This is a genomic window from Micromonospora sp. WMMD1076 (assembly GCF_029581475.1).
Lineage (GTDB): Bacteria > Actinomycetota > Actinomycetes > Mycobacteriales > Micromonosporaceae > Micromonospora > Micromonospora aurantiaca.
Window position 1 is genome coordinate 2,666,369 of record NZ_CP120862.1, and the last position, 23,623, is coordinate 2,689,991.

Consider the following 23,623-nt stretch of genomic DNA (forward strand, 5'->3'; position numbering starts at 1 on the left):
CCTTCCCCCTTCCGCCGTCAGCTGGTGAAGATCGACTTCTTCTGGTTCTCGATGCTGGTGAGCAGCCCGCTGATGTCCTTCGGGTCCTTGATGAACTGCTGCAGCGCCGGGATGATCACGGTGGAGGCGAAGTCCGGCCGGGTGTCCCGGTCGAGGAACTGGGCGATCTCGGTGGCGGAGCCGACCAGCTCGGCAGCCTTCTTCTGCAACGCGGTGTAGGCGCCGGTGTCCCCGCCGCTGTTGGCGACCAGCGTGCTCGGGTCGTTCTTGACGGTGATGTCCGCCGCCTCCTTCGAGCCCAGGTACGTCAGCAGCTTCTGCGCCGCGTCCTTGGACTTCGGCTTGCGGGCCATCATGTAGCCGTCGATCGGGGCGTCCAGCGCCTTCGCGCCGATCGTGGAGTCGACCTCGGGGAACGTGAAGAAGTCCAGGTCCTCCAGGTCGGCGCCGCTGAACTGCTGGCCGACGAACAGGCCGAGCAGGTACATGCCGCTCTTCTTCTGCTGCAACGACTGCGCGGCCTCCTGCCAGGTACGGCCGAGCGAGTCCGGCTGGTGCAGGGGGAGCAGCCCGGCCCAGGTGTCGAAGACCTTCTTCACCTTGTCGGAGGTCCACGCCTCCTTGCCGGCCATCAGGTCGATGTGGAACTGGTAGCCGTTGATCCGCAGGTTGAGGACGTCGAACGTGCCCATCGCCGGCCAGCCGTCCTTGTCGGCGAACGCGATCGGGACCAGGCCGTCCTTCTTCATCCGCGCGCCGAGCGTGTTCAGGTCGTCGAGTGTCTTGGGCACCTCGTAGCCGCGCTGCTGCCACACCGACTTGCGGTAGAAGACCGCCCACGGGTAGTACGACGCCGGCACGAAGTACTGCTTGCCGTCGTCGCCTGTGGACGCCTTCTTGAACGCGTCGGAGTAGCCGTCGAGCTTGCCCCACACGTCGCTGAGGTCACCGGCCAGGCCCTTGGCGGCGAAGAACCGCATGCGGTAGCCGGCGAACCAGGTGAACACGTCGTCCGGCTTGCCCTGCAGGTAGTTGTTGATGTTCTCCTGGAACGTGTTGTGGTCGACCGTGTTGATGTCGACAGTCACGCCGGATGACGTCTTGAAGCCGTCCATCACCTTCGCGACGACGTCCTTGGGTTTCGGGTCCGACTGGTTGGAGCCGAGGGAGACGCTCTTGGCGTCGCCGCCGGACCCGGAGTCGGAGTCGCCGCAGCCGGCGAGCATTCCGGTGCCGAGCAGCGCTCCCGCGCCGGCCGCGCCGGCGAGCAGCGAGCGCCGGTTCAGGCCGGCGACGGACGGGGGTACGAGCCGGGCGAGGTATTCGGCTTGCGAGCGGGGACGGGACATGGTGCCTCCTGCGTGGAAGAGGTGCGCTGCGCTCATGGACCGTGATCGTTGGCGGTGAGCGGTGTGCGTGTCGGCCGCGGCAGATCCACCGAGAATCCACACGTCCGAACACAAACAGCCGGTGGCGCTTGAAGCTACCGCTTGGCGCGGCGCTGTCAAGAGGGCAAAAAGACGACGCTGCCGGCGGTGAGGCAGGGCAAAGAGCCGGTAAACGTTGGAACTTCAGTCGATGTTGGAAAGTGTTGACTTGGGTGCTGTTCGGGGGCACCCTCTGCTGTCATGCGGAACTGGCACGGCGAGGGCATCTGGTACGGCGCCGACTACAACCCGGAGCAGTGGCCCGAGCAGACGTGGGCCGAGGACGTCGAACTCATGCGACGGGCCGGGGTCAACCTGGTCTCGGCCGGCATCTTCTCCTGGGCCCTGCTGGAGCCCGCCCCCGGCCGGTACGCCTTCGACTGGCTGGACCGGGCGATCGACCTGCTGCACGACGGCGGCATCAGCGTCGACCTGGCCACCGCCACCGCCAGCCCGCCACCGTGGCTGGCGCATCGGCACCCGGAGACGCTGCCCCGCCGCGCCGACGGCACAGTGCTCTGGCCCGGTGGCCGGCAGGCGTACTGCCCCAGCTCGCCGGTGTTCCGGGACCGCTCGCTCGCCCTGGTCGAGGCCGTCGCCCACCGGTACGCGCGCCACCCCGCCGTGCTGCTCTGGCACGTCTCCAACGAACTCGGCTGCCACAACGTGCACTGCTACTGCGACGTCAGCGCCGAGGCGTTCCGCGGCTGGCTGCGCGAGCGCTACGGCGAACTGGACTCGCTCAACGCGGCCTGGGGCACCGCCTTCTGGAGCCAGCGCTACCACGACTGGGCCGAGATCAACCCGCCGCGTACCGCGCCGACGTTCGCCAACCCGACGCAGCAGCTGGACTTCCTGCGGTTCTCCTCCGACGAGCAGCGCGCCCAGCTGCGCGCCGAGCGGGAACTGCTGAAGCGGATCGTCCCGCAGCCCGTCGCCACGAACTTCATGATCGGCACCGGCATCAAGTACCTGGACTACCACTCCTGGGCCTCCGACGTGGACGTCGTCGCCAACGACCACTACCTCACCGCCGCCGAGCCGCAGCCGCAGGTCAACCTCGCGCTGGCCGCCGACCACACCCGGGGTGTCGCCGGCGGTGCGCCGTGGCTGCTGATGGAGCACTCCACCAGCGCTGTCAACTGGCAGCCCCGCAACGTGGCCAAGACGCCCGGTCAGATGCGCCGCAACAGCCTCGCCCACGTCGCGCGCGGCGCCGACGGGGTGCTGTTCTTCCAGTGGCGGGCCTCCCGGGCGGGCGCGGAGAAGTTCCACTCGGCGCTGGTGCCGCACGCCGGGCCGGACACCAAGGTGTTCCGCGAGGTCTGCCGGCTCGGCGCCGACCTGCGCGCGCTCGCCGAGGTGCGCGGCAGCTGCGTCGACGCCGAAGTGGCGATCCTGTTCGACTACGAGGCGTGGTGGGGCGCCGAACTCGACTCCCACCCGAGCGTCGACGTGACCTACACCGACCGGCTGTCGGCGCTGCACGCCGCGCTGTGGCGGGCCGGGATCACCGCCGACGTGGTGCACCCGTCGGCCGACCTGTCCCGCTACCGGCTGGTCCTGGCGCCCACGCTCTACCTCGTCCGCGACGCCGACGCCGACTCGCTGCGCCGGTTCGTGGAGGCCGGCGGAACCGCCGTGGTCACCTACTTCAGCGGCATCGTCGACGAGCACGACCACATCCGGCTCGGCGGTTACCCCGGCGCGTTCCGCGACCTGCTCGGCGTGCGCGTCGAGGAGTTCTTCCCGCTGCGGGAAGGCGAGACGGTACGCCTCGACGACGGCGCCCGCGCCGACGTGTGGACCGAGTGGCTGCACGCCGAGGGCGCCGAGGTGCTGGCCGCGTACACCGACGGGCCCCTGCCGGGCGTGCCGGCGCTGACCCGGCACGCGGCCGGCGCGGGCGCCGCCTGGTACGTCGGCACCCGGCTCGACGACGACGCCACCGACCGGCTGGTGGCCCGGCTCCTCGCCGAGACCGGCGTACGCCCGCCGGTGGGCGCGCCGGCCGGGGTGGAGGTGGTCCGCCGCCGCTCGGCGGACCGGAGCTGGCTGTTCGTGGTCAACCACACCAGCGAACCGGCCCGGCTGGCGGTCAGCGGCGTCGAGCTGCTCGGCGGCGCCCGTTGCGACGGCGAGCTGGAGGTGCCGGCGGGTGAGGTGGCGGTGGTCCGCGAGGAGCCCGCGCCGGTGCCCGCGACCGCCTGACCGGTACCGTGCCGTTCGCGCCGAGGAGGTCCCCATGCTCGCCCAGCAACGGCAGAGCGCCATCCTGGAGTTGATCCGCCAGCGCGGCGGCGTCCGGGTCAGTCACCTGGTCAGCCGCTTCGGGGTGTCCGACATGACGATCCGCCGCGACCTGGAGGTGCTGGCCGACCGCGGCCTGATCGACAAGGTGCACGGTGGTGCGACCCTCGCCGGACCCGGCTCCACCGAGGAGCCCGGCTTCGCCGCCAAGTCGGTACGCCAGCAGGCCGAGAAACGAGCCATCGTGGAACGGGCCGCCGAGCTGGTCGAGCCGGGGATGGCTGTGGCGCTGTCCGCGGGCACCACCACCGCCGCGCTGGCCGCCAGGCTGGCCGAGGTACGCGGGCTGACGGTGGTCACCAACTCGATCCCGGTGGCCGACGCGCTGTACCAGAATCCCCGCGCCGACCAGACGGTGGTGCTGACCGGTGGCATCCGTACCCCGTCGGACGCGCTCACCGGCCCGGTCGCCGAGGCGGCCATCGCCGCGCTCAACGTCGACCTGCTCTTCCTCGGCGTGCACGGGATGAGCCCGCGTACCGGCTTCACCACGCCCAACCTGCTGGAGGCGGCGGTGAACCGGCGGCTGATCGGCGCCGCCCGGCGGCTCGTGGTGCTCGCCGACCACACCAAGTGGGAGACCATCGGTATCGCCACCATCGCGCCGCTGGAGGAGGCCGACGTGCTGATCACCGACGGCGGCCTGCCGCCGGAGGCCCGCCGGCAGCTCGGTGAACAGGTCGGCGAGCTGGTGGTGGTACGCGCGGACTGAGATCCCGGCGTGCCTCACAGAGACTTCTCAGCCGCGCCGAATAGGGTGCCCTGACGAAGCGTCCGACGGTCCATGTCGGAGTGCCGTTCAGCGGGAGTGACCGATGGTCTTCAAGAAGATGTTGAGCGCGTTCGGCGTGGGTGGCCCGAGCGTCGACACGGTGCTCACCAACCCGAACACCCGGCCCGGCCTGACCCTCGACGGGCACGTCAACCTGGTCGGCGGCGACGGCGCGGCGCGGATCGAGCAGATCAGTCTCGGCCTGGTCACCCGCGTCGAGATCGAGAGCGGCGACCACGACTACGCCGGCGTCATGGAGTTCCACCGGCTGCCGGTCAGCGGCGCGTTCGAGCTGGCCCCCAAGCAGCAGCTCTCCATCCCGTTCCAGATGCCGGTGCCGTGGGAGACCCCGATCACCGACGTGTACGGCCAGCGCCTGCACGGCATGACCATGGGCCTGCGCACCGAGCTGGCGGTGGCCCGCGCCGTCGACAAGTCGGACCTGGACCAGGTGTCGGTGCACCCGCTGCCGATCCACGAGCGGATCCTCGACGCGTTCCAGGCGCTCGGCTTCCGGTTCAAGCACGCCGACCTGGAGCGGGGCCACGTCTACGGCGTGCCGCAGACGTTGCCGTTCTACCAGGAGATCGAGTTCTTCGCCGCGCCGCAGTACGCGCAGACCGTCACCGAGGTCGAGCTGACGTTCGTGACCAGCCAGCAGGGCGTCGAGGTGATCCTGGAGTGCGACAAGCGCGGCGGCTTCCTCAGCGCCGGGCACGACGTCATCGGCAGGTACTCGATTCCGCACAGCGACGCCGCCCGTACCGACTGGGTGCAGGTCGTCGACGGCTGGCTGCGGGAGACCACCGGCCGCTACGGCAGCCTGCGGGCCCAGGGCTTCGGCATGCCGCACGGCGGCGGCCACGGCTACCCGGGTCACCACGGCCACGGGCGGCGTGGCCCGGGCATGGGTGGCGTGGTCGCGGGTGCCGCGCTCGGTGTCGCCGGCGGCATGATCGCCGGTGAGATGCTCGATGACGCGTTCGACGGCGGCGGCGACGACTTCGGGGACTTCGGCGAGGAGTGAGCAGACGCGACGACGCCCCCGGGACGGATCCCGGGGGCGTCGCCGTTCGCGCGGCGTGCGGTCAACGTCCGCGGCGCTCCTTGCCGGAGCGACGCGCGCTGCCCGCCTTCGACAGGCCACGGCTGACCAGGTACGCGCCGGTCAGCGCGGTCAGGTACCACCAGGCCTGGTTCGGGTTGTTGATGTTCAGGCCGTTGGTGGCGGCGCCTCGCCAGAACGCGGCGATCACGACGACCGCGACCGCTGCGGCGTACACCCAGAACTCGGTGGTCAGGAACGCCTGCTTCGTCTCCGTACCCGGGGACGGCATGTTCTCCCGGTGACCGTCGTGCATCGACGGCATCTGCCGGGTCGACGTGTCCTGCATGTTCGACCGGTTCTGGACGTCGGACATCGGCCGGTTCATCGGCCTGGTGGATGCAGCCTGCGTGCTCATCTGGTCCTCCTCAGGATTTGATGAGTCGTTAACCTGCACACCCTCGCCCCGCTACCGCAGGTCGGCCACGGCGCGGTTCGCGCTCTGTGGCGGGGGCACCCTGGGTCTACCCGGGGCCGGAGACAAGGTAACCGCCGGTCACCGCCGAACGGCCGCCGCGCTCGGCTCGCGGTCGGAACCGGACACCCGGGCGTACACCGGTCCTCCCGCCGCCGGTTCCGGTTTCAGCCACCCACCCTCGGGCACGCAACACCGATACCCCGAGAGAGCTGCGAGGTGGTTGACGTGCGTGAGGACGACATGCGGCAGGACGCCGCCCGGCGGGCCGAGCGGCGGGTCGCCGGAGGCGTGTACGGCGAGGGCGCGCTGGACGAGGTCACGGTGCCCCAGACCGATGTCGAGCGGATGCGGCAGGAACTCGACCCGGACGACCCGGCGGACGTACCCGTCGACCCGACGGTGCTGCGCGACGGCGGACCGACCCGGGGTCAGGGCGCGGTGACCACGACCGGCGGTACTGCGGGCCCGGCCAGCGTGCGCCGGGTGGCCCGGCAGCCCGAGAAGCACCCGGGCAAGGTGGCCCCGACGACGACCGGTGACGCGAGCACGGGTGGCCTGAGCACCCCGGCCGGCGGCTCCACGAGCGACAACTCGGCCACGGGTGCCCAGGTGGGCAACTTCACCGACAACCGCCCCAACCCAGGCTGACCGAGACGGACGGCTGTGGCGGGGGCGGCCTCCGGCCGCCCCGTTACCTTTTTGATCGTCCCCAGCCGGGGACCCTCGGTCGCCCGGCCCGGTATGACTTCCTGCCCCTGTCGTACGCATGATCCGGGGGGTGTTGTCGCCGGGTCGGGTGGCGTCGGCGGACCGCTGATAGGGACACGGCCACCCGTGTTCGGGTAGGTCTCTTCGTAACGTGGCTGCCGGCAGTCCGACGCCTGGACCAGCGGCCGAGACCACGATGCGATGCGTGGAGGCGGGTCTGGTGAACGACGGATACGGCGTCTACCTCGGCTTGGACGTCGGTAAGGGTGACCACCATGCGGTCGGGTTGGCTCCGGACGGCAAGCGGCTGCATGATGCGGCGTTGCCGAACACAGAGGCCCGGCTGCGGCAGCTGTTCGACAAACTCGCCCGTCATGGTCGGCTGTTGGTGGTGGTCGACCAGCCGGCGTCGATCGGCGCCCTGCCCGTCGCGGTGGCACGGGCGTGCGGGCATCAGGTGGCCTACCTACCCGGCCTGGCCATGCGCCGCATCGCTGACCTGCACCCAGGCACGGCGAAGACCGACGCCCGCGACGCCTACGTCATCGCGGATGCCGCCCGCACCCTGCCCCACACGCTGCGGCGGGTCGACGTCGGCGACGAGACCCTGGCTGAGCTGGAAGTCCTCGTCGGCTTCGACGACGACCTCGCCGGCGAAGCCACCCGAATGTCCAACCGCATCCGAGGACTGCTCACCCAGATCCATCCCGCCCTGGAACGAGTCCTCGGCCCGAAAGTCCACCACAAGGCAGTCCTGGAGCTGCTGTCACGCTGCGGCGGACCCGTCGGTCTGCGCAAAGCCGGCCGCCGCAAACTCCTGTCCATCGCCGCCGTCCACGCACCCCGCATGGGGCAACGCCTCGCCGAGCAGATCATGACCGCCCTCGACGAGCAGACCGTCACCGTCCCCGGCACGACAGCGGCGGAAACGATCCTGCCCCGCCTCGCCGACAGCCTCCGCGACGTCCTGCGACAACGCGACCAGGCCGCCGTCGAGGTCGAGAGGATGCTTGATGCGCACCCTCTTGCCCCGGTCCTGACCTCGATGCCCGGCATCGGCGTCAGGACCGCAGCCCGGATCCTGCTCGAAGTCGGCGACGGCAGCAGCTTCGCCACCCCCGGCCACCTCGCCGCCTACGCAGGCCTGGCCCCCGTCACCCGACGATCCGGCAGCAGCATCCGCGGCGAACACCCACCCCGAGGCGGCAACAAAAACCTCAAACGCGCCTTCTTCCTCGCCGCGTTCGCCGCCCTCACCGACCCCACCAGCCGCGCCTACTACGACCGCAAACGCGCCGAAGGCAAACGCCACAACGCCGCCCTCATCTGCCTCGCCCGACGCCGCTGCGACGTCCTCTTCGCCATGCTCCGCGACAAGATCCCCTACCAACCACGGCCGATAGATCAAGCACCCGTCCCCGCTTGACGAAACCCATAGGGACACCCCCCACAGCCGTCCCCTTCTACTCGCCGACCTTGCACTTCCGGCCCCCGATTTGTCTGCGAAGCGCATTTCGCAGGGGCAGTAAGTGCAAGTGCAACGGGAGAGTGGCGGGACGGGGACGGGTGGGGTGGGGCGGGTGAGGGGTTACGGGGTGCGGAGGACGCCTAGGCGTTGGGTGGCTCTTGTCAGGGCCACGTAGAGGTCGCTGTGGCCCCTTGGAGACTCGGAGACGATGCGGGACGGGTCCACCACCAGCACGGAGTCGAACTCCAGGCCCTTGGCCTGCTCGGTGGTCAGCACCACGATCCGGTTCGCCAGCTCCGGCTGCTCGCCCACCGTCGCCTCCGGCAGCGCCGCCACCACCGCGCCGCCCAGCTCGGCCACCCGCCCGGTCGGCACCAGCACGCCGAGCCGCCCGTCGCAGAGCGACGCGGCCTCCCGGGCGGTGGCCTCGACCAGCTCCGTCACGAGCCGGTCCGCCGGTACGGTCCGGTTCCACGGCGGTACGCCGGTGGCGCGTACCGAGCGGGGCGGCCGCAGCGCCGGGTCGATCTCGGCGAGCACGTCGGCGGCGACCGCCATGATCTCGGCCGGGGTGCGGTAGCTGACTGTCAGCTCCTCCAGCCGCCACCGGTCCGCCACGTACGGCGCCAGCGCCTCGCCCCACGACGGCGTGCCCGCGAGCGCCCCGGTCTGCGCCACGTCGCCGACGATCGTCATGGACCGGCTCGGGCAGCGGCGCATCAGCAGCCGCCACGCCATCGGCGACAGCTCCTGCGCCTCGTCCACGATGACGTGCCCGAACGCCCAGGTGCGGTCGGCGGCGGCGCGCTGGGCGGTGGTGAGCCGGTCGGACTCCTCCTGCCGCTCGGAGAGCCGGTCCGCGTCGATCAGGTCGGTGACGCCGAGGATCTCACCGCCGTCGGCCTCGTCCTCCACGTCGATGGAGCGGGAGCCGCGCCAGATCTCCAGCACGCCCTCGGCGTACTCGCGTTCCAGCGCCCGGATCCGCTCCCGGCGGGCCACGGCGGCGCGCTCGTCCTCGCCGAGCAGTTCGGCGGCCTCGTCCAGCAGCGGCACGTCGGCGGGCGTCCAGCCGCCCGGCTCGCGGTGCAGCGCGGCCCGCTCGTCGTCGGTGAGCATCGGCGCGGCGGTGGCGATCCGTTCCGGCGAGGCGTACAGGTCGGCGAGCAGGCGTTGCGGTGTCAGCACCGGCCACAGCTCGTCCAGCGCGGCCCGGATCTCCGGCTCCTCGCGCAGCTCGCGGCGGATCTCCGCGCGGTCGGCCTCGGAGAGCAGGTTGTCCCCGCCCAGCGGGTCGGCGCCGATCCGCTCGGCCACCTGGCCGGCGAGCGCGTGCACGATCTCCACGTCGAACAGGGCACGGGCCAGGTTGTGCGGGCGGCCGGTGCGGCGTACCCGGTCCCGGGCCTGCCGCACGGTGTCCGGGTCGAGCGTCAGCACCTCCCGCTGCGGCAGTTCGATGGTGACCGGCTCGTCGGGCACCCACTGCCTGTCGCGGACCGCCGTGGAGAGCACGTCGGCCAGCACCGCGCGGCCCTTGAGCGCGGCGGTGGTGGCCGGCTCCTCGCGGCGGGCGTGCACGCCGGGGAAGAGGTCGGCCTGGGTACGCAGCAGCACGCCGGTCTCGGCCAGCGTGGGCAGCACCTGGGAGATGTAGCGCAGGAACGTGGCGTTCGGGCCGACCAGCAGCACGCCGCGGGTGGAGAGCTGCTGGCGGTGGGTGTAGAGCAGGTACGCGGCCCGGTGCAGCGCCACGGCCGTCTTGCCGGTTCCGGGGCCGCCCTGCACCACCATCACGCCGGGCAGGTCGGCGCGGATGATCCGGTCCTGCTCGGCCTGGATGGTCTCGACGATGTCGCGCATCCGGCCGGTGCGCCCGGCGTTGAGCGCGGCGAGCAGCGACGCCTCGCCGGTCAGTTCCTCGTGTGCGGTGGGGGAGGCGGCGGCGATGTCCAGCACCTCGTCGTTGAGCCCGGTCACCTTGCGGTCGCGGGTACGCAGGTGGCGGCGGCGGCGTACGCCCTGCGGGTTGGCGGCGGTGGCCAGGTAGAACGGGCGGGCGGCGGGGGCGCGCCAGTCCATCAGCAGCGGGTCGTAGTCGCCGCTGGAGTCGAAGATCCCGATCCGGCCGATGTAGCGGACGGTGCCGTCGTCGCCGTCGAGGCGGCCGAAGCACAGGCCGCTCTCGACAGCGGAGAACTGCTCGACCTGGTCGGCGTACATCGCCACCGTCGAGTCGCGCTGCGACCGGGCCTGCTGCGTGCCACCGGTGTGGCGCAACTCCTCGTCGAGCCGCCGGGCGGCCTGTTCCCGCATGCCGTCCAGCCGGTCGTACAGCATCGAGACGTACTCCTGTTCCCGGCCGATCTCGTCGTCCTGGCGCAGGTCAGCCGACACGTCGGAGTGCGTTGACAATCCGGCTCCTCATTGACTAGAATTGCCACAGGAATGGTATTCAGAAGCCATTCCTTTTTTGTGCCTGAACTGAGAAAGATAGCGCGTCGGCAGCCACCCGACCAAGCCCGGACACGACTCGGGGCCCGGCCGGCGTCAGCCGGCCGAGCCCCGGGCACGGCAGTTCTCAGCCCTTGGCCGCCTCGTAGAGCCGCTCCGGCGTGACCAGACCGGCGATCACCCGGCCGTCGTCGGTCAGCAGCACGCTGAACAGCTTGCCGCTGAGCAGCCGGCCGCTGCCCCAGTCGCCGCTGACCTTCGGCAGGTCACCGAGCACGCCGGCCAGCATCTGGGCATCCGGCGCGTCCGCGCCGGGCTTCGCGCCGCCGCCCGTCGCCGCGTCGCCGATCTTGGCGACCACCACCGTGGTCCAGCCGGTGCCGACGGTACGCACGTCCGGCTTCTCGGCGTCCTTCTTCTCGAACCGCTTACCCGCCGGGCCGGGCCGCTCGCCCTCGGTCACCTCGGTGACCTTGACGCCGGGCGGCGGGTTGAACCGGAACTGGTCGGCCTCCGGCGTGCGGAAGTCGACCTGGGTGAACGCCACCTGGAACGCGGGCTCGTCCTGCCCGTCGGCGAGCACCTGCAGGCGCAGCGGCACGTGCTCCTTCGCGTCGAGTGCGATCCGGACCTGGTGGACCAGTGACGCCTTGTCGCGCGGCGTGAGCACCAGCTCGTACGCGTCCCGACCGGCGACCGTGGCGGTGCGGCCGACGGTGACCGCGGTGGTCGGGTCGATCGCCTCCAGCGCCCGGTCCGCGGCGTCGGCCGGGGTGGCCGGCACTGTCGCCCGGTCCGGCGCGTCGGCCGGCAGCAACCGGTGCGTGGCGGTGTTCTCCCGGCTGTTCCAGGTCCAGACGTCGCGCCCGTTGCGCAGGATGTCCTGCTCACCGAGCGTGTCGACCAGCGCGAGCCGCTGCCGGTCCTCGCCGCCGTACCAGACGCGCAGCGTGTGCGTACCGGAGACCAGGCCGGCCAGGTTGTTGCCGGTGGCCTGGCCGGCGAGCGCGGCGATCGGCGGCAGGCCGAGGTCGGCGCGCTGCACCACGGTGCCGGAGAGCCCGTCCAGGCGGGACGTGCGCAGGTCTTCCAGGAGCTGGGCGGCGCTGCGCGGCGGCAGTGCCGGGTCGGCACCGGCGGCGAACGTGCCGACGGCGGCGCCACCGCCGATCACGGCGACCCCCGCGGTCACCGGGACCAGCCAGCGCAGCACGGCGCGGTTCTTCATCACTGACATAGTGTGCACCTCCTGGGCACCATGCTGCGCGACCGTCGCTGTGACAACGCTGAGGAGATCCCCTACGGGTGACCCCATGGTGGCACCCTTGACCGGTGCGGTTGCTGGTGGTGGAGGACGAGACGCGACTCGCGGCGGCGCTGCGCCGGGGCCTGTCGGCGGAGGGCTTCGTGGTCGACGTGGCGGCCACCGGCCCGGACGGGCTGGACGCGGCCCGGCACGGCGAGTACGACGCGATGATCCTCGACGTGATGCTGCCGGGCCTCTCCGGCTACGAGGTGGTCCGCCGGCTGCGCGCCGAGCAGCGCTGGCTGCCGGTGCTGATGCTGTCGGCCAAGGACGGCGAGTACGACCAGGCCGACGGCCTGGACTGCGGCGCCGACGACTACCTGACCAAGCCCTTCTCGTACGTGGTGCTGCTGGCCCGGCTCCGGGCGTTGCTGCGCCGCGGCGCGCCCCGGCGGCCGACCGTGCTCACCGTCGGGGACCTGCGCCTGGACCCGGCCCGCCGCCGGGTCACCCGGGCCGACGCCGAGGTGGTGCTGACCAGCCGCGAGTACGCGCTGCTGGACTACCTGATGCGCCGCCCCGGCGAGGTGGTCTCCAAGACCGAGCTGCTGGACCACGTCTGGGACGCCTCGGTCGACACCGCGCCGAACGCGGTGGAGGTCTACGTCGGCTACCTGCGCCGCAAGATCGGCCGGGAGCGGCTGGAGACGGTGCGCGGCGCCGGTTACCGGCTGGTCACATGAGCCGGTGGGTACGCGGCCCGCTGCCGCGGCTGGGCCTGCGGGCGCGGCTGCTCGTGCTGGGCGTGGTGGGACTGGTGGTCGGGTTCGCGTTCGGCGGGGCGCTGCTGCTCGGCGCGCTGGGCTGGACGCTGCAACGCTCGGTCGACGAGGAGGCGCTGCGTACCGCCGACGCGGTCGCGCTACTGGCGGCCGAGGACGCGCTGCCGGACCCGCTGCCGGTGGCCGGCGGGCAGTTGCGGGTGCAGGTGGTCGACGCGCAGGGCCGCATCCGGGCCGCCTCGATCGACGCGGACCGTCTCGTGCCGATGCTCGGCCCGGACGAGCTGCGCCCCGGGCAGCGGCAGCGGCTGGTGGTGGACGGGCGGCGCGCCGGCATGCCCGGCCCGGTCCGGGTGGTCACCGTGCCGGCCGGCACGGCGCAGGAGCCGCGTACGGTGCTGGTCGCCAAGTCGCTCACCGACGTGCGGCACAGCCTGCACGTGGTCCGCAACCTGCTGCTCGTCGGTTTCCCGCTGCTGGTCGCCGGGCTCGGCATGGTGGCCTGGCGGGTGGTGGGCGCGACGTTGCGCCCGGTCGAGCAGTTGCGCAGCGGCGCCGCCGAGATCACCGGGCGGGCCGGGGCGGAGCGGCTCCCCGTACCGGCCGGACAGGACGAGATCCACCGGCTCGCGGTCACGCTCAACGACATGCTGGACCGGCTGGCCGCCTCCCGGGACCGCCAGCGCGCGTTCGTCGCCGACGCCGCGCACGAGCTGCGCAGCCCGCTGACGAACATGCGTACCGAGCTGGAGGTGGCCCGGCGTCTCGGCGACGACACGGACTGGCCGGCTGTCGCCGACGACCTGCTCGCCGACGCCGAGCGGCTGAGCCGCCTGGTGGACGACCTGCTGCTGCTGGCCCGCCTCGACGAGCAGGACGCCCGGCCGTCCCCGGTCGGCCCGGTGGAGCTGGGGGAGCTGCTGCGCGGTGTGGCCGCCCGCTACCCGTCGCCGCCGGTCCGGCTGACGCCGCCGGACGCGCCCCGATGGGTCGAGGGGGACGCGGGGGAGCTGCGGCGGGTGCTGGTGAACCTGGTGGACAACGCGCTGCGGCATGCGTACTCCGCGGTGGAACTGGCCGTGAGCGGGCCGGACGGTGCGTACCACCTGATCACTGTCACCGACGACGGGCCGGGCGTTCCGGCGGCGGACCGGGAGCGGGTGTTCGCCCGGTTCACCCGGCTCGACGACGCGCGGGCACGCGACGCGGGCGGCGCGGGCCTGGGCCTGGCCATCGTGCGTGAGCTGGTACGGCGGGCCGGCGGCACGGTGGAGCTGGCCGACGCGACGTTCGGCGCCGCCGCCCCGGGGCTGCGCGCGACGGTACGGCTGCCCGTGCTGGCGGAGCCGGACGCGGAGTGAGCGGTCAGCGGCGGCGCCTGGTGCAGACCGGGCCGGTGCGCGCGACCGTGTCGGTGGACCAGACGAGCGCCACGGTGAAGCAGTAGTCGGTGGTGCGGTCGAGCCCGTAGGCGATGTAGTCGGCCGACCCGGCGGGCAGCGTCGCGAACGTGCCCTGCGGCTGCCCGGCCCGGCCCCCGGCGACCACCACGGGGCCTTCCGCGCCGGCCGGGTACGTCCAGCTCAGCACGATGCTGTCGCGCCGGTCGGTGAGCGTGAACCTCCCGGGCGGCGTGCCAGGCGTGGCGACGGCGGGAGTGGACGGCGCGGGAGCGGCGGAGGTCGGCGGTGGCGCGCTGGTGGCCGGTGGCGGGGTGTCGCGACCGTCGTCCACCCGGGACACCCCGGCGATCACCGCGACGGTGCCGAGCAGCAGCGCCACCGCGACGCCGAGCACCACGAGCGGCAGCCAGGGCCGGGCGCGCCGCTCCGCGACGGGTGGCCGGGGCACGTGCACCGGCAGGTAGCGCGACGGCGGCTCGGGCGGGGGCTGCGGCACGTGGCGTACCCCGGCCTGGTCGTCGGCGAGTCCGACCACTGTGGGCGGCAGCGGGTCGGGGTCCGGGCGCCACGGCTGCTCGGCCGGCTCGTCGGGCGGCCACGGGTAGTCGTCGAACGCGTCGCCGTCGGCCTCGGGCGCGGTACGCGGCGTCGGCACGTGCGCGGCCTCGGCGGCCCGGCCGGGCGGGTGGTAGAGCGGCGTCTCGACCGGGTCGTCGAGCGCGGGCGGCGAGTACGGCGGCAGGTCGTGCGGCCCCTCGGCCGGCGGGGGCACCCGGGCGGCGGGCACCACAGGCGTGGTCCGGGCGGGCGGCGGCTCGGGAGCCGCGGCGGGGGCGGGGCAGACGTGGTCCGGGTCGGCGGCGGCGCGGGCCAGCCCGGCCACCTGCGCGGCGAGCGGGTCGTCGGAGTCCAGGTGCAGCCGGCACAGCTCCTCGGCGAGCGCCAGGTGCTCGTGGGAGCCGGCGTACCGGCCGCAGTCGCGTTCCATCGCGCCGAGCTTCGCCAGCATCTTGATGCCGCTGGGGTGACCGTCGCCGTAGACCTCCCGGTGCAGCTCCCAGGCGTCCTGCAACCGGTCGCGGGCCACCTCGCACTGGCCGCGCGCGTACTCCACGGTGGCCAGGTCGGCGTGCGCGGCGAGCACCCGCTGCGACTCCGGGCCGTCGCGGGCGGTCAGCTCGATGATGACGTCGGAGTAGAGCCGGGCCGCCCGGGCGTCGCTGCCGACCCGGTGCAGCACCGCGGCGAGCGTCGCGGCGGCGGTGACGGTGCGCTCGTCGGAGCGGCCGAACAGCCGGGTGGCCGCCGCGTACGCGAACGCGGCCCAGCCACGGGCGGAGTGCGGCTCGCCGAGCGCGACCAGTACCCGGGCCTGGAGACCGGCTGCCTCGGCCAGCTCGGGGGAGGCGTTGCCGGGACGGGGATCCGCGTCGCCGAGCGCGTCGGCGAGCAGCCGTTGCGCGCCGTCGAGGTCGCCTTCGGACACCAGTTGGTGCGCCTGGACGGTCAGGTCAGCGAAGCCGGAGGACACGCCCCATCGTGCTCGTCCGGCGACGGTATGTACAAGACCCGCAGTGGATCAGTTTGGTCCCGAATCCGTCAGGTGGTCGGCGAGCGTCTCGCTGATCCGGCGGAGCTGGTCGACCTGGGCCGGGCTGAGCGCGTCGAACAGGTGCCGGCGTACCCCCTCGACGTGGCCGGGCGCGGCGGCGGCCAGGGTGGCGAAGCCGTCGTCGGTGAGTACGGCGACCTGCCCGCGCCGGTCGGTGGGGCAGTCCTCCCGGCGGATCCAGCCGGACGCCTCCAGCCGGGCGGCGGCGTGCGACAGCCGGCTGCGCGAGGAGCCGGTCAGCTCGGCCAGCTCGCTCATCCGCAGCCGCCGCCCGGGGGCCTCGGAGAGGCGGACAAGGATCTCGTAGTACGCGTGCGGCATGCCCGCGTCGTGTTGCAGCTCGCGGTCGAGTGTCTCCATCAGCGCCCGGGAGGCGGTCAGGAAGGCCCGCCAGGTCCGCTGCTCGTCGGGGTCCAGCCACCGGGTCATGACGCCCATCATAGCGCCGATAGTTGAACGCTCAATCAAATGGGGGTACAGTCGGTGGCATGGGCATCCACCGACTCAACCACGCCGTCCTCTACGTCAGTGACCTGGAGCGCAGCGTCGCCTTCTACAGCGACGTGCTGGGCTTCCGCCGGGTTCCGATGACGCCCGAGGGCTTCCGCGGGGCCGCCTTCCTCCAGGCGCCCGACTCCACCAACGACCACGACCTCGGCCTGTTCGAGATCGGCGCGGCGGCCGGGGCGCCCCAGCCCGGCCGGGCCACCGTCGGGCTCTACCACCTGGCCTGGGAGCTGGACACGCTCGACGAGCTGGGCGCGACCGCCGAGCGGCTGTCCGCCGCCGGAGCGCTGGTCGGCGCGTCCGACCACGGCACCACCAAGAGCCTCTACGGCCGCGACCCGGACGGCCTGGAGTTCGAGATCGTCTGGATCGTCCCGGCCGACCGGCTGGACGACGCCGCGCTCGCCGCGCGGACCCGCATCGGGCGGCTCGACCTCGACCGCGAGCGGCAGCGCTACGGCGGGCAGACGCGCGGCGGCGTGGGCATCTCCGTCCCGGTCTGAACGGGGTTCACGGCCGGGCCGCCGCGCCGTGCGGTAGAAACGGCACCATGTCCACCGACGCCGTCCTGCGCGAGCTGCTCGTCCGCCGGCTCGACCACTGGCTCCCCGCCGCGCTGCACCGGGCGCGGCGGGCCACGCTCGCGCTCGCGTACGGCGGCGGTGACGCCACCGGCGCCGAGGAGGCGTTGCGGGTGGTGGCCGAGTTCGCCGACCGGCTGCGCGGGCGGCGGCTGACCGTGCTGGTGGTGGCCGACGACGGCACCGACCTGCCGGTACGCCTCGGCACCGCCGAGGCCGCGCTGCCCGCCGACGTCGCCGTGCACCTCGTGCCCGGTGGCCCGGACCGGCTGCCGGTGGCGCTCAAGGCGGCCGGTGCGGCCGGTGCGCCGCTGCTCACAGTGGCCGACGGCGCCGACCCGGACCCGGCCCTGCTCGCCGCCGCCGCGTCCGGGCGCCCGGCCGAACTGCTGCTCGTCACCGCGCCCGGCCGATCGCTGCGCCCGGCGCTCACCGACGCCGGGTTCCCGCTCGTCACCGAGGTCGAGCTGGTGCCCGACGGGGACGGCCCGGCGCGGCTGCTCGGCTACGGCACGGTCTCCGACCACGGGCTGGAGGCGGTCAAGGAGGCGCTCTGGGCGGTCGACGAGTACGCCGGCGTGCGCTACCGCGACCCGGCCGACCCGCAGGGCCGGCTGCTCGACATCTCGCTCGATCCCGAGCCCGGTCCGCTGCGCCGGGAACTGCTGGCCGAGCTGGCCCGCTCCGGCCCGCGTACGGTCACCGAGCTGCGCCGCTTCGCCACCACAGCGACCGTCTACCGGGCCGCCGACGTCAACCGGGCGCTGACCTCGCTGCTCGCCTCGGGCGCGGTGACCCGCGACCCGGAGCGCGGCCGGCTCGGCGGGGACGTGTCGATCAGCGCCGTCCCGACCGCTGGGTCATCTGCCTGACCACTATCGAAGCCCCGGTGGCGACCACACCGATGCTGAACACGATCGGGGCGCCGGCGAAGTCGCCGGCGCCCCGATCCATGTCCGGGTGTTCAGGCCCGGGTCTTGTCCTGCTTCCAGGACAGCGGTCCCGGAAGGTCCACGCGGTGGGCGCGGGTGTTCGAGTTCCAGGACCAGCGGCCGATCTTGATGCTCCACGACGAGAAGCCGTTCTGGGTGAAGTGGAGGATCAGCGGCCCGTACTTCTTACGCTTGCGGAACTGGACGCCCATCGGGGGTGCCTCCTTCGTCTCCCTGCCTCTGCAGTCGTCTCCGTGCCTTCGCGGCAACGAACATGCCCGGATCGACGATTCGCGAAACCCTGCCCGATCCGCTCTGGACGGTGGGACTGGCGCCCGGCAAAATCTCTATCCAACGGGTAGGTGTTAAGGAGTCGTAAATGCTGGTGGAGGCGTGTCGTAACAAAGCCAGCGATAAGAGTCTCACTGGTTGGAAGGGCGTTGACCGGCATGGAGAGCGGTCGGCAGCATGAGGACATGTCGCAGCGGAACGAGCTTCTCCTCACCGCTCGCGTGCACGTCGACCTGGTCCGGCACGCGAGCGCGCTCTGTTGAGCCGAGCGCTCGTCGTTCCCTCTCCGCCCGTCCGTTCCCGCAGCCGGCGCACCGTGGCCCGGCGCGGTACGGCGTGCTCCCCGGCCCCGCGCGGGCCCCCTCCACCGCATCGTGGACAGATCAGGAGACTCCGCCATGCCCTCGACCCGATCGCCGCGGCGTGCCCTCACCGCCGCCGTCGCCCTGCTCGCCCTCACCACCGCCACCGCGTGCGGCACCGACGCCGCCGGCGGCGTGCAGACCAAGGAACTGCGCTACCAGGGGTCGGTCGGCCAGGTGACCCTCCCCGAACTCGCCGCCGACCTCGGCTACCTCGGCGACGTCAAGCTCGACTGGATCGGCAACGTCACCGGCGGCCCGGCCGACATCCAGGCCACCGCCACCGGCCAGAGCGACTTCGGCGGCGCGTTCAACGGCGCGATCGTCAAGCTCCAGGCCGCCGACGCGCCGATCACCGCAGTCGTCAGCTACTACGGCTCCGACGCGCAGACCTTCCAGGGCTACTACGTGCTCGACGGCAGCCCGATCCGCGGCCCGCGCGACCTGATCGGCAAGCGGGTCGGCATGAACACGCTCGGCGCGCACGCCGAGGCCGTCCTGCGCACCTGGCTGGCCCGCGGCGGCCTCACCGCCGCCGAGATCGGCAAGGTCGAACCAGTAGCGCTGCCGCCGGTCAACACCGAGCAGTCGCTACGCGCCCGCCAGATCGATGTCGCCGTCCTCGGCGGCGTGATCCGCGACAAGGCGGTCGCCAACGGCGGCATCCGTACCGTCTTCACCGACTACGAACTGCTCGGCCCGTTCAGCGCCGGCAGCTACGTCTTCCGCGACGACTTCCTCACCCGTAACCCGGACACGGTCCGGACGTTCGTCACCGCAGTGGGCAAGGCGATCGAGTGGGCGCGCGCCCAGCCGCGCGAGACGGTGGTGGCCCGCCTCAAGGCGATCATCACCGCGCGCGGGCGCAACGAGGACACCACGCTCGTCGAGTACTGGAAGTCCAGCGGCGTCGCCGAACCCGGCGGCGTCATCACCGACCGGGAGTTCGCCACCTGGATCGACTGGCTGGTTGGCTCCGGCGAACTCAAGGGCGAGCGGCCGAAGCCGTCCGACCTCTACACCAACCGGTTCAACGCGGCCGCGACCCCCGGCGGTGGCGCGTGAGCACCGACAAGATCCTCTTCGACCGGGTGCGCAAGGTCTTCCCGGGGCGGCGTGGTGGCGGCGGCGCGGTCACCGCGCTCGACGATCTCACCCTCGGGGTACGCCCCGGCGAGTTCCTCGTCGTCGTCGGTCCCAGCGGCTGCGGCAAGTCCACACTGCTCGACCTGCTCGGCGGGCTGGCCGCCCCGACCGGCGGGCAGGTGCTCGTCGACGGCCACCCGGTCACCGGGCCCGGCCTCGACCGGGGCATCGTCTTCCAGCAGTACGCGCTGCTGCCCTGGCGCACCGCCGCCGGCAACGTCGCGTTCGGACTGGAGGCCAAGGGCCTGCCCCGCGCCGAGCGCGCCGACCTGGTCGCGTACCACCTCGACCTGGTCGGGCTCACCGGCTTCGCCGACCGCTACCCGCACGAGCTGTCCGGCGGCATGAAGCAGCGCGTCGCCATCGCCCGCAGCCTCGCGTACGACCCGGACGTGCTGCTCATGGACGAGCCGTTCGCCGCGCTCGACGCACAGACCCGCGACTCGCTCCAGGACGAGCTGGTGCGGATCTGGCAGGCCACCGGGAAGACAGTCGTGTTCATCACGCACGGCATCGACGAAGCGGTGCACCTCGGTCAGCGGGTCGCCGTCATGACGTCCCGGCCCGGCCGGATCAAACAGGTCATCGACATCGAGCTGGGCGACCGGGAGGCCGAGGAGGACGTCCGGTCCACCGACGCGTTCCGCCACCACCGGCACCAGATCTGGACGCTGCTGCGCGACGAGGTGCGCGCCGCGCAGTCCGCCGTACGCGAGGAGGCCCGCGTTGGTTGACGTCGCCACACCACCGGCCCGGCCGGTGGCAGCACCCGCCCCGCCCGCGCCGGCCGTCGTGCCCCACCGGCCCGGACGCCTGCTCGGCCTCGGCGCACGGGCGCTGCACCGCAGCGCCGCGCTGCTGGCGCTGGCCGCGATCTGGGAGACGGTGCCCCGCGCCGGCCTGGTCGACCGGGTCTTCCTGCCCCCGCTGTCCGAGGTGCTCGCCGCCTGGTGGGAACTGCTGCGCAGCGGGCAGCTCGCCGACCACGTCGGCGCCAGCGGAACCCGTTCGCTGACCGGGCTGGCCCTCGCCGTGGTCACCGCCATCCCGCTCGGCCTGCTGATCGGCTGGTACCGGCCGCTCGCTGACCTGCTCAGCCCGCTGCTGGAGGTGTTCCGCAACACCGCCGCGCTCGCGCTGCTGCCGGTCTTCGTGCTCATCCTCGGACTGGGCGAGACGTCGAAGATCGCCCTGGTGGTCTACGCCTGCTCCTGGCCGATCCTGCTCAACACCATCGCCGGCGTGAAGGGCGTCGACCCGCTGCTGATCCGCTCGGCCCGCTCGATGGGGCTGAACCACCTGCGGCTGTTCCAGAAGGTGATCCTGCCGGCGTCCGTACCGACCGTGTTCACCGGCGTCCGGCTCGCCGGGGCGTACTCGATCCTGGTGCTCGTCGCCGCCGAGATGGTCGGCGCGAAGGCCGGGCTCGGCTACCTCGTGAACTACGCGCAGTACAACTTCGCGATCCCCGACATGTACGCCGGGATCATCACCATCTCCGCCATCGGGCTGGTGGTCAACCAGCTCCTCGTCGCCGGGGAACGCCGCTTCTCCACCTGGCGCGTCGACGTCACCACCGCCTGAGAGGAACCGCCATGTCCCGGACCCTGCACCTCAACGCCTTCCTGATGGGTGTCGGCCACCACGAGGCGGCCTGGCGGCACCCCCGCGCCGACCCGGGCCGCCTGGCCGACGTACGCCACTTCCAGGAACTGGCCCGCATCGCCGAGCGGGGCACGCTCGACTCGGTGTTCCTCGCCGACGGGCTCGCCGTCGGCCCGGCCGTACGCCACAACATCCAGGCCGTCTTCGAGCCGATCACGCTGCTCGCCGCGATCGCCACCGCGACCGAGCACATCGGCCTGATCGCCACCGCCTCCACCACGTACACCGAACCGTTCAACCTGGCCCGCGCGTTCGCCTCGCTCGACCACCTCAGCGGCGGGCGGGCCGGCTGGAACATCGTCACCTCCGCCCAGGCCCGGGAGGCCCGCAACTTCAACCTCGACGACCACCCCGCGCACGCCGACCGCTACCGGCGGGCCGCCGAGTACGTCGACGTGGCGATCAAGCTCTGGGACAGCTGGGAGGACGACGCGCTGGTCCTGGACACCGCGGCGGGCGTCTTCGCCGACACCGCCCGGGTGCACGAGATCGGCCACACCGGCGAGCGGTTCCGGGTCCGCGGGCCGCTGAACACGCCCCGCCCGCCGCAGGGCCGGCCGCTGCTGGTGCAGGCCGGCTCGTCCGCCGACGGCATCGCGTTCGCCGCCCGGTACGCCGAGGCCGTGTTCACCGCCCAGCAGACACTGGCCGACGGGCAGGCGTTCTACGCGGCGCTCAAGCGGGCCACCGCCGACGCCGGCCGCGACCCGGACCTGGTGAAGGTGCTGCCCGGTATCGCGCCGGTGATCGGGGGTACCGAAAGGGAGGCCCGTGCCCTCGCCGACGAACTGGAGGCCCTGATCGTGCCCGAGCACGCGCTCGCCCAGCTCTCCGGCATGACCGGGCTCGACCTGACCGGGCTGCCGCTGGACGGCCCGCTGCCGGACCTGCCGGACACCGGCGCCGTGCAGTCCCACCAGAGCCGCTACCAACTCGTCGTCGACCTGGCCCGGCGGGAACTGCTCACCCTGCGGCAGCTCATCGGCCGGCTCGGCGGCGGACGCGGGCACCGCGTCGTGGTCGGCACCCCGGAACAGATCGCCGACCAGATCGAGCTCTGGTTCACCCAGGGCGCCGCCGACGGCTTCAACGTCATGCCACCGCTGCTACCCGATGGACTGGAGGCCTTCGTGGACCACGTCGTACCACTGCTGCGCCGGCGCGGGCTGTTCCGGTCCGCGTACACCGGGCGCACCTTGCGCGAGCACTACGGCCTGCCCCGCCCGGCCAGCGTCTACGCGACCCGTGAGCTGGTGGCGTCGTGACCACGGTGGACCGGCCCGGCTCCGGGACCGTCGAGCTGCGCCCGGTCGACGTCGACTCGTTCCGCGGCCTGCTGCGCCGCCAGGCGTCCACTGTCACAGTGGTCACCACACCGGGCCTGCGCGGCAACCGGATGCGGCCGGACCTGCCCCCGGCCGGCTTCACCGCCACCTCGTTCACGTCGGTGTCGCTCGACCCGCCGCTGGTCTCGGTCTGCCTGGGCCGCGCGTCGTCGAGCTGGCCCACAGTCGAGCAGGCCGAACACGTCGCGGTGCACCTGCTCGCCTCCGGCCAGCAGGAGATCGCGCAGATCTTCGCCACCAGCGGCATCGACCGGTTCACCGCCCACCCGGGCTGGACCATCGGGCCGTTCGGCGTGCCGCTGATCGGCGATGCGCTCGCAGTCCTGCTGTGCCGGGTCGTGCGCCGGATCGAGGCGGGCGACCACACCATCCTGCTCGGCGAGCCGCTCGCGCTCGGCGCGGGCGAGGACGGAGACCCGCTGCTGCACCACCGGGGCGGCTACACCACCACGCTCGGCGACTGGCCCGAGGCGTGGTGACCACCGCCGCCGACGAGCTGATCGCGCTCGACCGGGCCGCCCAGGACCTGCTGTTCCGGGCGGCCCGCACGGCCAACGCGTTCACCGACGAGCCGGTCGCCGACGAGCAGGTCCGCGCCGTCCACGATTTGATCCGGTACGGCCCGACAGCGATGAACGGCCAGCCGCTGCGGGTGCTGCTGCTGCGCTCCGCGGCGGCCCGGGCGCGGCTGCTGCCGTACGTCAGCTCCGGCAACCGGGACAAGACGGCCACCGCGCCGCTGACCGCCGTGCTCGCCGCCGACGTGGACTGGCACGACCGGCTGCCCGAACTGTTCCCGCACCGCCCCGGCGCCCGCGACTGGCTCACCGGCGACCCGGCCGGCCGGGAGGCGCAGGCCCGGTTCAACGCCGCGCTCCAGATCGGCTACCTGCTGGTCGGCGTACGCGCCGCCGGGCTGGCCGCCGGGCCGATGGCCGGATTCGACGCCGCAGGCGTGGAACGGGAGTTCTTCCCCGGCGGGCGGCACCGGGTGCTGCTGCTGATAAACATCGGCCGCCCTGCCCCGGACGCCTGGCGGGAACGGCTGCCGCGACTGCCCTACGAGGAGGTCGTCGGCACGCTGTGAA

Annotated in this window: 22 protein-coding genes; 15 read left to right on the forward strand and 7 right to left on the reverse strand. The window is 72.9% G+C overall.

The features are described from left to right. Positions 1-17 precede the first annotated feature (17 nt). Positions 18-1,349 (reverse strand): ABC transporter substrate-binding protein, encoded by a 1,332-nt coding sequence (locus O7622_RS12990; protein ID WP_282313573.1) that lies wholly within the window; start codon positions 1,347-1,349, stop codon positions 18-20. A 279-nt stretch (positions 1,350-1,628) separates the two neighbouring features. On the opposite strand from O7622_RS12990, the gene O7622_RS12995 reads away from it, so the two are divergent. The 3 genes from O7622_RS12995 to O7622_RS13005 all read left to right on the forward strand — a co-directional run bounded on the left by O7622_RS12995 (position 1,629) and on the right by O7622_RS13005 (position 5,536). Next, positions 1,629-3,638: a beta-galactosidase gene (locus O7622_RS12995; protein ID WP_282313574.1), complete on the forward strand. Its 2,010-nt coding sequence runs from the start codon at positions 1,629-1,631 to the stop codon at positions 3,636-3,638. 34 nt (positions 3,639-3,672) lie between these two features. After that, positions 3,673-4,449, forward strand: a complete 777-nt coding sequence (locus O7622_RS13000) for a DeoR/GlpR family DNA-binding transcription regulator (RefSeq protein ID WP_282313575.1) — start codon at positions 3,673-3,675, stop codon at positions 4,447-4,449. 103 nt (positions 4,450-4,552) lie between these two features. Next, positions 4,553-5,536: a sporulation protein gene (locus O7622_RS13005; protein ID WP_282313576.1), complete on the forward strand. Its 984-nt coding sequence runs from the start codon at positions 4,553-4,555 to the stop codon at positions 5,534-5,536. A gap of 61 nt (positions 5,537-5,597) precedes the next feature. On the opposite strand, the gene O7622_RS13010 is transcribed toward O7622_RS13005, so the two are convergent. Continuing rightward, the gene (locus tag O7622_RS13010; RefSeq protein ID WP_282314129.1) at positions 5,598-5,930 is read right to left on the reverse strand and encodes a hypothetical protein; all 333 of its coding nucleotides are present in this window, start codon (positions 5,928-5,930) and stop codon (positions 5,598-5,600) included. Between the two features lie 327 nt (positions 5,931-6,257). Here O7622_RS13010 and O7622_RS13015 point away from each other — a divergent pair, with 327 nt between their 5' ends. Both O7622_RS13015 and O7622_RS13020 read left to right on the forward strand, forming a co-directional pair. Next, positions 6,258-6,680, forward strand: a complete 423-nt coding sequence (locus O7622_RS13015; protein WP_282313577.1) for a hypothetical protein — start codon at positions 6,258-6,260, stop codon at positions 6,678-6,680. Positions 6,681-6,936: 256 nt separating this feature from the next. Further along, positions 6,937-8,166: an IS110 family transposase gene (locus tag O7622_RS13020; RefSeq protein WP_282313578.1), complete on the forward strand. Its 1,230-nt coding sequence runs from the start codon at positions 6,937-6,939 to the stop codon at positions 8,164-8,166. A 162-nt stretch (positions 8,167-8,328) separates the two neighbouring features. On the opposite strand, the gene O7622_RS13025 is transcribed toward O7622_RS13020, so the two are convergent. Then, complete coding sequence (locus O7622_RS13025; RefSeq protein ID WP_282314130.1) at positions 8,329-10,548, reverse strand: AAA family ATPase; 2,220 nt, start codon at positions 10,546-10,548, stop codon at positions 8,329-8,331. A 241-nt stretch (positions 10,549-10,789) separates the two neighbouring features. Then, positions 10,790-11,899 (reverse strand): sigma-E factor regulatory protein RseB domain-containing protein, encoded by a 1,110-nt coding sequence (locus tag O7622_RS13030; RefSeq protein ID WP_282313579.1) that lies wholly within the window; start codon positions 11,897-11,899, stop codon positions 10,790-10,792. A gap of 95 nt (positions 11,900-11,994) precedes the next feature. On the opposite strand from O7622_RS13030, the gene O7622_RS13035 reads away from it, so the two are divergent. Together O7622_RS13035 and O7622_RS13040 are read left to right on the forward strand one after the other, a co-directional pair. Continuing rightward, entirely contained in the window at positions 11,995-12,651 is a 657-nt protein-coding gene (locus O7622_RS13035) for a response regulator transcription factor (RefSeq protein WP_282313580.1), read from the forward strand. Further along, positions 12,648-14,051 carry a HAMP domain-containing sensor histidine kinase gene (locus tag O7622_RS13040; RefSeq protein WP_282313581.1) on the forward strand — a complete coding sequence of 468 codons (1,404 nt, stop codon included), beginning with the start codon at positions 12,648-12,650 and terminating at the stop codon, positions 14,049-14,051. Before O7622_RS13035 ends, O7622_RS13040 begins: the two co-directional genes overlap by 4 nt. A gap of 4 nt (positions 14,052-14,055) precedes the next feature. On the opposite strand, the gene O7622_RS13045 is transcribed toward O7622_RS13040, so the two are convergent. Beyond that, positions 14,056-15,624 carry a tetratricopeptide repeat protein gene (locus tag O7622_RS13045; RefSeq protein ID WP_282313582.1) on the reverse strand — a complete coding sequence of 523 codons (1,569 nt, stop codon included), beginning with the start codon at positions 15,622-15,624 and terminating at the stop codon, positions 14,056-14,058. 48 nt (positions 15,625-15,672) lie between these two features. Then, positions 15,673-16,143, reverse strand: a complete 471-nt coding sequence (locus O7622_RS13050; RefSeq protein WP_282313583.1) for a MarR family transcriptional regulator — start codon at positions 16,141-16,143, stop codon at positions 15,673-15,675. A 50-nt stretch (positions 16,144-16,193) separates the two neighbouring features. On the opposite strand from O7622_RS13050, the gene O7622_RS13055 reads away from it, so the two are divergent. Continuing rightward, complete coding sequence (locus tag O7622_RS13055; RefSeq protein WP_282313584.1) at positions 16,194-16,715, forward strand: VOC family protein; 522 nt, start codon at positions 16,194-16,196, stop codon at positions 16,713-16,715. Positions 16,716-16,762: 47 nt separating this feature from the next. Continuing rightward, positions 16,763-17,665: a hypothetical protein gene (locus tag O7622_RS13060; RefSeq protein ID WP_282313585.1), complete on the forward strand. Its 903-nt coding sequence runs from the start codon at positions 16,763-16,765 to the stop codon at positions 17,663-17,665. Between the two features lie 92 nt (positions 17,666-17,757). On the opposite strand, the gene O7622_RS13065 is transcribed toward O7622_RS13060, so the two are convergent. Continuing rightward, complete coding sequence (locus O7622_RS13065; protein WP_013284922.1) at positions 17,758-17,937, reverse strand: DUF4236 domain-containing protein; 180 nt, start codon at positions 17,935-17,937, stop codon at positions 17,758-17,760. 477 nt (positions 17,938-18,414) lie between these two features. Here O7622_RS13065 and O7622_RS13070 point away from each other — a divergent pair, with 477 nt between their 5' ends. From O7622_RS13070 to O7622_RS13095, 6 genes are read left to right on the forward strand one after another with little or no spacing between them, the layout of a single operon-like run. Further along, positions 18,415-19,443, forward strand: a complete 1,029-nt coding sequence (locus O7622_RS13070) for an ABC transporter substrate-binding protein (protein ID WP_282313586.1) — start codon at positions 18,415-18,417, stop codon at positions 19,441-19,443. Next, positions 19,440-20,258 (forward strand): ABC transporter ATP-binding protein, encoded by an 819-nt coding sequence (locus O7622_RS13075; protein ID WP_282313587.1) that lies wholly within the window; start codon positions 19,440-19,442, stop codon positions 20,256-20,258. Before O7622_RS13070 ends, O7622_RS13075 begins: the two co-directional genes overlap by 4 nt. Continuing rightward, positions 20,251-21,108 (forward strand): ABC transporter permease, encoded by an 858-nt coding sequence (locus tag O7622_RS13080; RefSeq protein WP_282313588.1) that lies wholly within the window; start codon positions 20,251-20,253, stop codon positions 21,106-21,108. The genes O7622_RS13075 and O7622_RS13080 overlap by 8 nt, the downstream gene beginning before the upstream one ends. Positions 21,109-21,119: 11 nt before the next feature. Beyond that, positions 21,120-22,454 (forward strand): LLM class flavin-dependent oxidoreductase, encoded by a 1,335-nt coding sequence (locus O7622_RS13085; RefSeq protein WP_282313589.1) that lies wholly within the window; start codon positions 21,120-21,122, stop codon positions 22,452-22,454. Then, entirely contained in the window at positions 22,451-23,014 is a 564-nt protein-coding gene (locus O7622_RS13090; protein ID WP_282313590.1) for a flavin reductase family protein, read from the forward strand. Before O7622_RS13085 ends, O7622_RS13090 begins: the two co-directional genes overlap by 4 nt. After that, positions 23,011-23,622, forward strand: coding sequence for a malonic semialdehyde reductase (locus O7622_RS13095; RefSeq protein WP_282313591.1), 612 nt, complete (start codon positions 23,011-23,013; stop codon positions 23,620-23,622). Before O7622_RS13090 ends, O7622_RS13095 begins: the two co-directional genes overlap by 4 nt. The last annotated feature ends 1 nt before the right edge of the window (position 23,623 follow it).

Excerpts from the sequence above, each read along its gene's own strand:
- O7622_RS12990 (WP_282313573.1), bottom strand. The coding sequence starts at position 1,349 with ATGTCCCGTCCCCGCTCGCAAGCCGAATACCTCGCCCGGCTCGTACCC.
- O7622_RS12995 (WP_282313574.1), top strand. The coding sequence starts at position 1,629 with ATGCGGAACTGGCACGGCGAGGGCATCTGGTACGGCGCCGACTACAAC.
- O7622_RS13000 (WP_282313575.1), top strand. The coding sequence starts at position 3,673 with ATGCTCGCCCAGCAACGGCAGAGCGCCATCCTGGAGTTGATCCGCCAG.
- O7622_RS13005 (WP_282313576.1), top strand. The coding sequence starts at position 4,553 with ATGGTCTTCAAGAAGATGTTGAGCGCGTTCGGCGTGGGTGGCCCGAGC.
- O7622_RS13010 (WP_282314129.1), bottom strand. The coding sequence starts at position 5,930 with ATGTCCGACGTCCAGAACCGGTCGAACATGCAGGACACGTCGACCCGG.
- O7622_RS13020 (WP_282313578.1), top strand. The coding sequence starts at position 6,937 with ATGCGATGCGTGGAGGCGGGTCTGGTGAACGACGGATACGGCGTCTAC.
- O7622_RS13025 (WP_282314130.1), bottom strand. The coding sequence starts at position 10,548 with ATGCTGTACGACCGGCTGGACGGCATGCGGGAACAGGCCGCCCGGCGG.
- O7622_RS13030 (WP_282313579.1), bottom strand. The coding sequence starts at position 11,899 with ATGTCAGTGATGAAGAACCGCGCCGTGCTGCGCTGGCTGGTCCCGGTG.
- O7622_RS13040 (WP_282313581.1), top strand. The coding sequence starts at position 12,648 with ATGAGCCGGTGGGTACGCGGCCCGCTGCCGCGGCTGGGCCTGCGGGCG.
- O7622_RS13050 (WP_282313583.1), bottom strand. The coding sequence starts at position 16,143 with ATGGGCGTCATGACCCGGTGGCTGGACCCCGACGAGCAGCGGACCTGG.
- O7622_RS13055 (WP_282313584.1), top strand. The coding sequence starts at position 16,194 with ATGGGCATCCACCGACTCAACCACGCCGTCCTCTACGTCAGTGACCTG.
- O7622_RS13060 (WP_282313585.1), top strand. The coding sequence starts at position 16,763 with ATGTCCACCGACGCCGTCCTGCGCGAGCTGCTCGTCCGCCGGCTCGAC.
- O7622_RS13065 (WP_013284922.1), bottom strand. The coding sequence starts at position 17,937 with ATGGGCGTCCAGTTCCGCAAGCGTAAGAAGTACGGGCCGCTGATCCTC.
- O7622_RS13070 (WP_282313586.1), top strand. The coding sequence starts at position 18,415 with ATGCCCTCGACCCGATCGCCGCGGCGTGCCCTCACCGCCGCCGTCGCC.
- O7622_RS13085 (WP_282313589.1), top strand. The coding sequence starts at position 21,120 with ATGTCCCGGACCCTGCACCTCAACGCCTTCCTGATGGGTGTCGGCCAC.